The organism is Streptomyces sp. cg40 (assembly GCF_050320165.1).
Taxonomy (GTDB): domain Bacteria; phylum Actinomycetota; class Actinomycetes; order Streptomycetales; family Streptomycetaceae; genus Streptomyces; species Streptomyces hokutonensis.
Genome location: NZ_CP190128.1, coordinates 10,390,834 through 10,402,024, shown reverse-complemented (window position 1 = coordinate 10,402,024; position 11,191 = coordinate 10,390,834). Strand labels below are relative to the sequence as shown.

At 72.5% G+C, this 11,191-nt stretch carries 7 protein-coding genes; 3 read left to right on the top strand and 4 right to left on the bottom strand.

Annotated elements, in window-relative coordinates; translation table 11 throughout:
- The first annotated feature begins 68 nt into the window (after window positions 1–68).
- On the top strand, window positions 69–986 hold the full coding sequence (locus tag ACQHII_RS46815) for a M56 family metallopeptidase (protein WP_427925032.1): 918 nt from the start codon (window positions 69–71) through the stop codon (window positions 984–986).
- A gap of 29 nt (window positions 987–1,015) precedes the next feature.
- Here the strand turns inward: ACQHII_RS46815 and ACQHII_RS46810 are convergent, their stop codons facing one another.
- The 4 genes from ACQHII_RS46810 to ACQHII_RS46795 all read right to left on the bottom strand — a co-directional run bounded on the left by ACQHII_RS46810 (window position 1,016) and on the right by ACQHII_RS46795 (window position 5,266).
- On the bottom strand, window positions 1,016–1,405 hold the full coding sequence (locus ACQHII_RS46810) for a BlaI/MecI/CopY family transcriptional regulator (RefSeq protein WP_427925031.1): 390 nt from the start codon (window positions 1,403–1,405) through the stop codon (window positions 1,016–1,018).
- A gap of 55 nt (window positions 1,406–1,460) precedes the next feature.
- A complete protein-coding gene (locus ACQHII_RS46805) occupies window positions 1,461–2,090 on the bottom strand; it encodes a TetR/AcrR family transcriptional regulator (protein ID WP_427925030.1) in 630 nt (209 codons plus the stop codon).
- Between the two features lie 53 nt (window positions 2,091–2,143).
- Entirely contained in the window at window positions 2,144–3,514 is a 1,371-nt protein-coding gene (locus ACQHII_RS46800; RefSeq protein WP_427925029.1) for a salicylate synthase, read from the bottom strand.
- A gap of 99 nt (window positions 3,515–3,613) precedes the next feature.
- Window positions 3,614–5,266 carry a (2,3-dihydroxybenzoyl)adenylate synthase gene (locus ACQHII_RS46795; protein WP_427925028.1) on the bottom strand — a complete coding sequence of 551 codons (1,653 nt, stop codon included), beginning with the start codon at window positions 5,264–5,266 and terminating at the stop codon, window positions 3,614–3,616.
- 364 nt (window positions 5,267–5,630) lie between these two features.
- Here ACQHII_RS46795 and ACQHII_RS46790 point away from each other — a divergent pair, with 364 nt between their 5' ends.
- Both ACQHII_RS46790 and ACQHII_RS46785 read left to right on the top strand, forming a co-directional pair.
- Window positions 5,631–10,358: an amino acid adenylation domain-containing protein gene (locus tag ACQHII_RS46790; protein ID WP_427925027.1), complete on the top strand. Its 4,728-nt coding sequence runs from the start codon at window positions 5,631–5,633 to the stop codon at window positions 10,356–10,358.
- A complete protein-coding gene (locus ACQHII_RS46785; protein ID WP_427925026.1) occupies window positions 10,355–11,155 on the top strand; it encodes a thioesterase II family protein in 801 nt (266 codons plus the stop codon). Before ACQHII_RS46790 ends, ACQHII_RS46785 begins: the two co-directional genes overlap by 4 nt.
- Window positions 11,156–11,191 lie beyond the last annotated feature (36 nt).

The window sequence follows — 11,191 nt, the reverse complement described above, 5'->3', positions numbered from 1 at the left end:
TGGCCCACGGACACCGGTGACCGCCGTAGCCGCTGAACGAGCACCGCCCCTATCGAAGGTACCGAGCAATGACCCGCTTCGCGCTGCTGATCGGCTGTCTCGTCGTGTGTGCCGCCGGGGTGCCGCGGCCGCTGTCCCGGGCGGCGTGGCCGTCGCGCTTTCCCCGTTCGGCGTTGGCGGTGTGGATGGTGCTGGTGGCGACGGTGTCGGCCGCCGCGGTCGCCGCCGTACTGATGACGGCACGTCATGTGCTGCGGCATTCGGCGGGCGGCGCCGTGCTGCGGTGCTGTGTGGAGCCGCTCTCCTCCCCCGCCCTGAGCCGGCTCGTCGCGATCGTCTGCCTGGCGGCGACGGTGTGGGGAGCCGCCGCCGTGCTGCACGCAACCGCCGTCGCCGGGTCCGCGCTACGGCGGCTGCGCAGGGGCTGGCGCGGGCATGTCGCTGCGCTCGACGTGCTGGCCCGGCCGATTCCGGGGCTGGCGGCCCTGGTCCTGGAGCACGCTGCTCCGGCCGCGTACTGCGTGCCCACCGGGGGCGGCCGGGTGGTGATCACCTCCGGCGCGCTCAGCCGGCTCACGCCGAGCGAGGGGGCCGCCGTCGTCGAGCACGAACGGGCCCATCTGCTGGGCCGCCACCACCTGTTGACGGCCGTGACCACGTCTCTCGCCCGCGCGTTCCCGCACGTGCCACTGTTCGGGCTGGCCCGCCCCGCCGTCGCCCGGCTCGTCGAACTGGCCGCGGACGACCGCGCGTCACGGCACTGCCGTTCCGATGTCGTGGTCGGAGCCCTGCGCGTCCTGGCCGCGACGACGAGCGCGCCGACCGCGCAGTGGCCGGACGACGGCCGGATCCACGAACGCATCCACCGGCTGGTCCGCATCCCCACGCCCAGGTCCTGGCAGGCGATGACGGCCACGGCCGGCTTCCTCGCGGCCATCGGTCCGCTCCCCCTGATCACCGTCTGGGCGTGGACAGGCGGGTGTTGACCGGGGCTTCGCGGTGACAGCCGTGGAGGTTACGGACGACCGGCCTCGGGCTCGTCCGCCTCCGGCAGCCGGTGCAGCGCGGACCGCAGTGCCGTGGACCGCTCCGTGCCGAGCCCTTCGACGAAGTGCAGCAACGCCACCTCGGGGTCGGTGCTGCTCCCCAGGACCTGTGTCATGAGCCGGGCGACACAGGCGTCCCGCGCCTCGACCGGGGTGTAGACGAACTGCTTGCCGCGTTTGTCGCGCTCCAGCCAGCCCTTGCGGAAGAGCTTGAACATCGTCGTCATCACCGTGGTGTACGCGAGGGGTTGAGCCCGGGAGGCGTTGATCCGTCCGGTCACCTCACGGACGGACACCGGTTCGGTGGCGGACCAGACCAGGTCCATCACCTCGGCCTCCAGACTGCCCAGATTCCACATCGCCCGACCTCCCGAACCGTGCCAAGCGATGATAGCGACGGGTCGCGGCGCGGGTTCACCTGCGCAGCGCGGCGAGCAGGGTGCGCTCCAGCACGGACGCCGCTTCTCCGGCCCGCAGCCGCCGGGCCCCGGTCTCCCCGCTCGCGGTGTGCAGCAGGCTGTAGAAGACGGTGACCAGCCAGGTCCGGGGCAGGTCGGTGCGGAAGACGCCCTCCTCCTGTCCGCGGGCGATCAGGCGGTCGACGCGGTCCAGCACCGCCCGGTGCTGCCGGCGCCGGCGCGGCTCGCCGACGAGGCCCTCGGAGGCGGTCACCAGGAAGGAGTGCTGGTCGAGGATCCGCCAGCAGGACTGCACCATGCGGGCCATCGCCTCGTCGGCGGGGCCATCGTCCAACTCCTGGGCCTCCAGGGCCTTGTCCGCCTCGTTGACCGAGTAGGCGAGCACCGCTTCGAACAGCGCCTCGCGCGAGGGGAAGTGCGAGTAGAGCGTCACCCGGCTGACTCCCGCGGCGCGCGCGACGGCGGTCATGCTCGCCTGGGGATCCTCGCGGAAGCACTCAAGACCGGCGGCGACGATCGAGACGATGCTCCGCTCCGCGTCGGCACGCCTGCGCGGGGCTCCCGGCGCGCCGCCCGCCGTCCGCGCCGCACTGGCCTGCGCGGGGCGGCTGGGGGTCGTAGGCATGCGGGGAGTGTACGACAACGCTCCGCCGCCCGGCCTTGGGCGACTCCCCCGCGTCAGGTGGTCGCGGCAGGAGTGTCGCGCGTGCCGTCGGCCGGTACGAGATGGCGTGACACGCTGCGCAGTTTCTCGCAGGTCTCCTCGAACTCGCGCTCCGGGCGCGACTCCCCGACGATGCCCGCCCCGGCGCGCAGCCAGGTGCGGCCGCCGCTGCGGTAGACGGTGCGCAGGACCAGGGCCGCGTCCAGGTCTCCCGCGCTGCCGACCATCAGGACCGCACCGCTGTACAGGCCCCGGGGCTCGGACTCGTGACGGCGGATCAGGTCGTAGGCGGCCGTCTTGGGCACGCCGGACGCGGTGACGGCCGGGAAGACGGCGGCCAGGGCGGGCCAGGGCCCTTCGGTCAGGTCGGCGAGCCGGCCGGTGACACGGGAGGCCAGGTGCTGGACGCTGCCGCGCTGTTTCACCTGCATCAGTTCCTCGACCCTGACGGAGTCCGGCGCGCACACCGCCGTCATCTCGTTCCAGGCCACCTGCACGGATATCGCGTGCTCGTACACCTCTTTGGCGTCCGCGAGCAGTTCGAGGCGCAGCCGTTCGTCCTGGGTGACGTCTCCGCTCAGCGCCCGGGTGCCGGCCAGCGGCTGGGTGGAGACCGAGCCGTCCGCGCCGACCTCGACCACGGTCTCCGGGCTGAACCCGGCGGCCTCGATGCCGCCGAGGCGCATCAGGAAGGAACGGGCCGGGTTGTTGGCCCGGCGTCCGGTGACATAGGTGTCGATGAGGTCGATCTCCTGCTCGACGTCGACGGTCCGGGAGAGGACCACTTTGTGCAGTTCGCCGCCCCGGATGGCGGAGACCGCGGCGGAGACGGCGGCCTGGTACGGCTCCCGGCCGGCGCCGACGATGTCGACGCGCAGGGCGGGCGCCGGTTCGCCACCCGGGTCGGGGTCGGCCAACAGGCGGCGGATCTTGTCCACCATGGCCGGGTCGGTACAGCGGATCAGCGCCTGGCCTGACCTGACCCGTACCTCCACCGCGGGCACGACGAGATGCATCAGCACGTCCCCGGCCGGCCCGGCGGGCTGTTGCTCCAACTGCCCGGCGAGTGTGTACGACAGCTCGAAGGACGCCCAGCCGTAGGCGCGCCAGTCGTCCAACGGCAGGCCGGCGAGCGCCCGGTGGACCTGGCGCAGTGGTTCGTCGCCGCACGGGATCGAGCGGTGTTCCGTGCCCGTGCGGAGCTCGACGCGGTCGGGGAGGAGGGTGAGTTCGGCCTCGGCGCCCGCCGCGTAGCACCACTCGCCGGCACGCTCGTGGACGACGTACCGCTCGTACGGTCCGTGGCGGGCGAGGCGCGCGGCGAGGAGCATCGGGTCGCCCGGAACCGGCACGGTGAAGTCGAGGTGGCGCTGCCGTTCGGTCATGGCCGTCCTTGGGGTTGAGGGTGATCGGATCGGTCGGCCCGGTGCGATCGCCCGGCGGGTCGGCCCCGGGATCGCCGGGGCCGGTGACCCGCCGGGGGATCACCGGGAGCGGGTGCCCGCGCCGGGATCGCCGGGGCGGGGCTCCGGGGCCGTCACGTCCGGATTCGGGGCGACGGCACGGGCGAGTTCGCGTTTGTCGACCTTGCCGACGCTGGTCAGCGGGAAGGAGTCGAGGACCCTCACCACGTCGGGGATCTTGTAGGCGGCGAGGCCTCGCCCGTGGAGGAAGGCGGTCAGGTCGGGGGCCTCGTCGTGGCCGTCGCGCAGGAGCAGGCACGCGCAGGTCCGCTCGCCCAGATAGGGGTCGGGGACGGGAACGACGGCGGCGTCCAGGACGGCGGGGTGGGCGCGCAGATGGTTCTGAAGTTCGTCGGCGGAGACCTTGTCGCCGCCGCGGTTCACCAGGTCCTTCTCCCGGCCTTCGACGACGAGTCGGCCCTCGGCGGTGAGTCTGACCAGGTCACCGGTGCGGTAGTAGCCGTCCGCGGTGAACGCCCGGAGGTTGTACTCGGGGGCGCGGTAGTAGCCGCGCAGCGTGTAGGGGCCCCGGGTGAGCAGGCTGCCGACCGTGCCCGGTGGTACGTCCTCGTCGGTCGCGTCGACGACGCGCAGCTCGTCGTCGGGGCTGAGCGGGAAGCCCTGGGTGGTGGCGACGGTCTCCGGGTCGTCGCCGCGGCGGGTGTAGCTGAGCAGGCCCTCCGCCATGCCGAAGACCTGTTGGAGTTCGCAGCCGAGGGCGGGGCCGACGATCCGGGCCGCGTCCGGGGAGAGGCGGGCGCCGCCCACCTGGAGGAGTTCGAGGCTGCTGATGTCGGCGGTGCTCCAGCGGACGGCCTGGGACCAGAGCGCGGCAAGTGGGGGCACCACGGCCGTGACGGTCGCCCGGAACCGTTCGATCGCGGCGAACGCGGTCTCCGGGCTCGGTGACGGGCACAGGGCGACCGCGCCGCCGGCGTGCAGCGCCCCGAGGACACCGGGACAGGCCAGGGGGAAGTTGTGGCCGATGGGCAGGACGGCGAGGTAGACGCTGCGTTCGTGCAGCCCGCAGACCTCGGCGCTGGCGCGGAGGTTGTAGAAGTAGTCGTCGTGGGTGCGCGGGATCAGCTTGGGCAGCCCGGTCGTACCGCCGGACACCAGCAGCACCGCCGGATCGCCCGACAGCGGCGCGGGCAGTGGCCGGGGAGCGGCGTCGACCTCGCTCAAGGGGGTGTACGGCCCGGGCTCACCGGCGACCAGGACATGGCGCAGCGAGGGGGCCTGCGCCCTTACCTCGGTGGCGAGTCGGCGGTAGTCGAAGCCGGTGTCCGGGTCCGTGTCGGGCACGACGTAGGCGACGGCGTCGGTGCTGCGGCAGAGGTGGACGGCTTCGGCCGCGCGGTAGGCGGGCAGCCCGAGCACGGGCAGGGCACCCAGGCGGAACAGGGCAAGGAGCAGCGAGAGGATCTCGGGGATGTTCGGGAGCTGGACGACCACCCGGTCCCCGGGGCGCACCCCCAGTCCGACGAGGCCGGCGGCGAGCCGGTCGGCGCGTTCGTCGAGTTCGGCACGGCTCCACGGCGGGCCGTCGGAGAACAGGGCGGGGGCGTCCGGGTGCTCGCGTGCCCGTTCGCGCAGCAGTTCTCCGAGCGGCCGTCCCTGCCAGTGACCGGCCCGCCGATACCGCTCCGCAAATTCCTCCGGCCAGGGAACCACGTCCACAGGATTCACACCCTCAAATCGAGATTCTCAGGGACTTCAAACCCTTACTCAGACGTAAAGAATCTGATCCGCAGGAACACGCAGAGTCAATAACTCAATAGTAACGCTTGAGTAAAGTGCATTCCAAATTGATGAGCCTTTTGATCCGTTTTGAGTAGTCATTACGGACACGTCCGACATACCCCTACCGGGTACTACCACTTCGACCACTCCCCTTTCGGTGCACGCACATGATGTTTTACGTTGACTCCGCCTGAGCGAGAGGAAAAACGAGCTTTCCGATTCCCAATAATTTCCCGCAATCGCCCTTCAAGAATCGCCGGTAAATCAGTCGGTGAGGCCCCGAGAGAGGACAGCGATGACGCACCCCGCACCCGCCGTAGCGCGCCAGATCCGCGAAGCCGTGTCCGAAGTGCTCGGTATCCCGCCGCAGGCGGTGGCGGACACGGACAACCTGATCTCGCACGGGCTCGACTCGATCCGCACCATGGCTCTCGTGGGGCGGTGGCGCTCCGCCGGGGCCCTGGTCGACTACGCGGAACTGGCCAAGGAACCGACCCTCGCCGCCTGGACCCGGCTCCTGGAACGGCGCCTCTGCGACACTCGCGCGCCGGAGGCCGGCCGATGTACCGGCGGCCCGGACGAGGCCGCCGCCGCCCCGCCGGCGGACGCCGCCTTTCCGCTGACCCCGGTACAGCAGGCGTACTGGATCGGCCGCGCGGACGGCCAGTCGCTGGGCGGCAACGGCTGCCACGCCTATATCGAGTTCGACGGCCGCGACGTGCGCCCCACCCGCCTCGAGTCGGCCGTGCGCGCCCTCATCGCGCGCCACGGGATGCTCAGGGCGCGCTTCCTGGAGGACGGTACGCAACGGATCGCGGCCACCTCGCCCTGGCCGGGGCTGACCGTGCACGACTTCCGGCAACTGTCGCCGGGCGCGGCGGACAAGGCGCTGCGCCAGGTCAGGGAGCGGCTCTCGCACCGGCGGTTCGACGTCGCCGCCGGCCACGTCCTCGACGTACAGCTGTCCCTGCGCCCCGGCGGCCTGACGCGCATCCACTTCGGGATCGACCTGCTCGTCGCCGACGTTCTCAGCATCCAGCACCTGCTGGCCGGGCTGGCCCGGCACTACACCGAGGGAACCGCGGCGCCCGCCCCCGCCTACTCCTTCCCCCGCTATCTCAACGACCTTTCCGCACAGCGGAGTTCGTCCCGCGAACGGGCCCGCGCCTACTGGCGGGACCGGCTCCCCGAGCTGCCGGGCGGGCCGGCGCTGCCACTGGCCGTGGACCCCGGGCAGGTGGAGCGGCCCCGCTTCACCCGCCGGCTCACCCGGCTGGCGCCCGACGTCTGGCGGGGTTTCGCCGGGCGGGCCCGCGCGCACGGGGTGACCCCCGCCATGGCACTGGCGGCCGCCTACGCCGAGGTGCTCGGTGCCTGGAGCGCGCAGCGGCGCTTCGTGCTCAATCTGCCGCTCTTCGACCGGCAGCCGCTGCACCCCGAAGTCGGCGACCTGGTCGCCGACTTCACCAATCTCGTCCTGGTGACCGCCGACACCTCGGACGGTCTGCCGTTCAGGGAGCACGCGCTGCGGTTGCAGGCGCAGTTCCAGAGCGACGCCGCGCACGCCGAGTACTCAGCGGTCGAGGTCCTGCGCGACCTGGCGCGCGCCCGGCCCGGGGACCGGGTGTCCGCCCCGGTGGTGTTCGCCAGCAACCTCGGTTCCGAGTTCGTCGACGACCAATTCCGCGACGGCCTCGGCGAGTTCGGCTGGATGATCTCGCAGACCCCGCAGGTGTGGCTCGACCACCAGGTGTACGAGGACGCCGAAGGACTGCTGCTCGCCTGGGACGCGGTGGACGAGCTGTTCCCGGACGGCGTGCTCGACGCCATGTTCGACGCGTACGGACGGCTCGTACGCGCCCTCGCCACCACGGACGACGCCTGGTCCGACCCCGTTCCCGCACTCCTGCCCGAGTGGCAGCGCGCCCTGCGCGACCGGGTCAACGACACCGCGGCCCCCGAGACCGGGCAGCTGCTGCACGACGCCGTGGTCCAGGCGGCGGTGAACCGGGGACAGGACACCGCCCTGCGCTGGGGCACCGACGGGCGGATGAGCTACGACGAACTGCTGCGCCGCGCCCTCGCGGTGGCCGGCGTGCTGCGCGCCCGGGGCATCCGTACCGGCGAGCCGGTGGCGGTGGTCCTGGACAAGGGCTGGGAGCAGGTCGTCGCCGTCCTCGGCATCCTGCTCGCGGGCGGCGCGTATCTGCCCGTGGACACCAACCAGCCGCCGGCCCGCCGGGACGTCATGCTCACGGACGCCGGGGTGCGCGAGCTCCTCACCCACTCCGGGCCGGCCGCGTTCGACCGCTTTCCGCCCACGCTGCACACCGTCGAGGTAGATACCCTGGCACCGGCCGCTCCCGGGACACCGCTGCCCGAGGCGACCGCGCGCGGCGAGGACCTGGCGTACGTCATCTACACCTCGGGCTCGACCGGCCGCCCGAAGGGGGTGATGATCAGTCATCGCAGCGCGGTCAACACCGTCACGGACATCAACCACAGGTTCAAGGTCACCTCCGAGGACCGCGGACTCGCCCTCGCCGCACTGGGCTTCGACCTCTCCGTGTACGACGTCTTCGGGGTGCTGGGCGTCGGCGGCTGCCTCGTCCTGCCGGACCCGGAGCGCCGCGGCGACCCCTCGCACTGGGCCGAGCTGATCGTCCGGCACCGGGTCACGCTGTGGAACTCCGTGCCGGCCCAGCTCCAGATGCTCCAGCACTTCGCCGAGAGCGAGTCCGCCCTCGATCTGAGCACGCTCCGGCTCGCCCTGCTCTCGGGCGACTGGATCCCCGTGACCCTGCCCGACGCGGTACGCCGCCGCTGTCCCGGCCTCGAACTGATCAGTCTCGGCGGTGCCACCGAGGCGGCGATCTGGTCGATCTTCCATCCCATCGGCGAGGTCCCCGCCGACTGGCGCAGCATCCCCTACGGCACGCCGCTCGCCAACCAGACCTTCCACGTCCTGGACGACGCGCTGCGCCCGCGCCCCGAACTGGTCCCCGGCGAACTGTGGATCGGCGGTGTCGGCGTCGCCCTCGGCTACCTGGGCGACGAGCCTCGCACGGCCGAACGGTTCGTCACCCACCCGGGCACGGGCGAACGCCTCTACCGCACAGGTGACTTGGGCCGCTGGCTCCCGGACGGCAGCATCGAGTTCCTGGGCCGTGAGGACTCCCAGGTCAAGGTGCGCGGCCACCGGATCGAACTGGCCGAGATCGAGGCCGCGTTGCTCTCCCACCCGGAGGTCGGTACCACCGCGGTCGTCGTCGACGGTTCGACCACCACGAACCGGCGCATCGCCGCCGTCGTGACCGGCAGCCGTACGACGGAACCCCGGACCGCGGCCGACACGGCCCGGGAACTGGCCGAGGCCGCGCACTGCGCGGGCGCGCGGGCCGCCGCCCGGGCCGACCTCTCCAATGTCCGGGCCGGGCAACAGCGGCTGAACCAGATCGCGTTCACCGCCATGGCATCGGCCCTGCGCACCCTGGGCGCCTTCCCGCCGGACGCCGAGGCACCGACGACGGCGCAGGTGCTGCGCCGCGCGGGCGTACCACCGCGGTTCCACCGGGTCGTACGCCGCTGGCTCGGAGCGCTGGAGAAGGAGGGCCTGGTGCGTCGCGATCCCGGCTCCGGCCGCTGGCTGGACCTGACGCCGGCCGACGCCCGCGTCCTCGAAGCGGAACTGCGCCGACTGGAGAGCGAGGGCTGCGAGCCGCTGTGGACCGCGCCCGTACTGACGTTGCTCACGACGAGCATGCGACGGCTGCCGGAACTGCTGCGCGGTGAACTGGACCAGGTACGGCTGCTGTTCCCGGACGGCGACGCCCGCGCCGCGCGAGCCCTGTACGCCGACAACGCGATCATGCGATACCTCAACCGAGCCACGGCGGCCCTCGCCGGCGCGCTCGCCGCGGGCACCGCGCCCGGCCGCCCGCTGCGCGTCCTGGAGGTCGGGGCCGGGGTCGGCGCGACGACGGACCAGATGGTCGCGGTGCTGCCCGCCGCCGCGGGGGCGCCGGGGATGGAACCCGACTACCTCTTCACCGACGTGTCGCACTTCTTCCTCAACGAGGCACGCACCCGCTTCGCCGCCCAACCCTGGCTGCGGTACGGCCTGTTCGACTTCAACAGCGACTACCGCGCCCAGGGGCTGCGACCGCAGAGTTTCGACCTGATCGTGATCGCCAACGCGCTCCACAACGCCCACGACATCGACACCGCGCTCGGCGGCCTGCGCGAGCTGCTCGCACCGGGCGGCTGGCTGGTCATCACGGAACTCACCGTCGACCGGCCCGACTTGATGACCTGGATGGAGTTCCTCATCCAGCTCGACAGTGCCGCGCCCGACGCCGAGGGCGACTTCGCGGACCGGCGGCGGGGTCGCGACCGGACCTTCTTCGCCGTGGACGAGTGGCGTGCCCTGCTCACCGGGGCGGGAGCGCAGGCCGTCGTGGTCCTCCCGGAGGGGGACGGCGAACTCGCTTCGTTCGGGCAGCACTTGATCGCAGCCACTTTCAAACGCGACCGGGCCGACGTCGACCTGGAGGACCTGCGCGACCACCTCGCCGAGCAGCTCCCCGCGTACATGATCCCGGCCCACATCGAGACGGTCGAGGAGCTCCCGCTGAGCGCGAACGGCAAGGTCGACCGCAAGACCGTCCTGTCCTGGGTCGCGGACGGCCGCCCGGAGGACGCTCTACGGGCCGCGCCGCCCCTGGACGAGCTGGAGAGGCGGCTGGCCGCCATGTGGGAGGAGCTGCTCTCTGTGCACGCGGTCGCCCGCGACGACGACTTCTACGAACTGGGCGGAGACTCCCTGCTCGTCGCCCAGTTCATCGGCCGGCTGCGCCGGGAGCTCCCGGAGGCCGGCGCGCTCTCCTTCGACGAACTGCTGCGGACCATGGTGCGCCGACCGGTCCTCGCCGCCGTCGCCGAGCGGCTGCGGCAGGCGGAAGAGGACGGCGAAGCGGACAGCGCGGACACGGAAAGCCCAGCCAGGGAAGGCGCGGCCCGATGACCGGCACCGCGTCCGGGGCCACCGGACTCGCCGGGGAGTGGCTGCGCGGCCCGCGGCCCAGGCGCCGCCCCCGGCTGCGCCTCGTCTGCTTCCCGCACGCCGGCGGCTCGGCCCGCTTCTTCTACCCCTGGCTACGCGAACTCCCCACCGGAATCGAGCTGTTGGCCGTCCAGTACCCGGGCCGCGACGACCGTCTCGACGAGCCCCTCCCGGACCGCATGGACCAGCTCGCCGACCCACTGGCAGAGGCGGTCAGCGAGGTCGCCGACGTACCGCTTGTCCTGTTCGGGCACAGCATGGGAGCCTCCGTGGCCTTCGAGGTCGCGCGCCGCCTGGCCGACCGGTCGCCCGGTCCCGTACGGCATCTGTTCGTCTCGGCGCGACCGGCCCCCTTCTCGGCCGCACAGGCGCCCGCTCCCCCACGGGACGACGACACGCTGGTCAGGGAACTGGCCCGGCTCGGCGGCACGGACTCGGCGCTGTTCGACGATCCCGAGATCCGTGCCGCCCTCCTGCCCGCGATCCGCGGCGACTACCGGCTGATCGAGGCCTACCGCTACCGGGCGGGCCCGCCGCTGTCCTGTGCCACGACGGCCGTCGTCGGCAGCCAGGACCCGGAGGTGCCCCGTCGGCTCGCGGAGGGCTGGCAGGCGGCCACCACCGGCACCTTCGCGCTGCGCGTCATGCAGGGCGGTCACTTCTATCTCACCGAGCGGCGCGCCGAGTTGGTGGCCTATCTGCTCACCGCGCTCGGCATGCGGACCGGTCACCGGGGCGACGCCGCCTCGACGCCCTGACGGCACCGCTGCCGCGTACGGCCCAGGTCGACGGAA

Excerpts from the sequence above, each read along its gene's own strand:
- ACQHII_RS46815 (WP_427925032.1), top strand. The coding sequence starts at position 69 with ATGACCCGCTTCGCGCTGCTGATCGGCTGTCTCGTCGTGTGTGCCGCC.
- ACQHII_RS46810 (WP_427925031.1), bottom strand. The coding sequence starts at position 1,405 with ATGTGGAATCTGGGCAGTCTGGAGGCCGAGGTGATGGACCTGGTCTGG.
- ACQHII_RS46805 (WP_427925030.1), bottom strand. The coding sequence starts at position 2,090 with ATGCCTACGACCCCCAGCCGCCCCGCGCAGGCCAGTGCGGCGCGGACG.
- ACQHII_RS46800 (WP_427925029.1), bottom strand. The coding sequence starts at position 3,514 with ATGACCGAACGGCAGCGCCACCTCGACTTCACCGTGCCGGTTCCGGGC.
- ACQHII_RS46790 (WP_427925027.1), top strand. The coding sequence starts at position 5,631 with ATGACGCACCCCGCACCCGCCGTAGCGCGCCAGATCCGCGAAGCCGTG.
- ACQHII_RS46785 (WP_427925026.1), top strand. The coding sequence starts at position 10,355 with ATGACCGGCACCGCGTCCGGGGCCACCGGACTCGCCGGGGAGTGGCTG.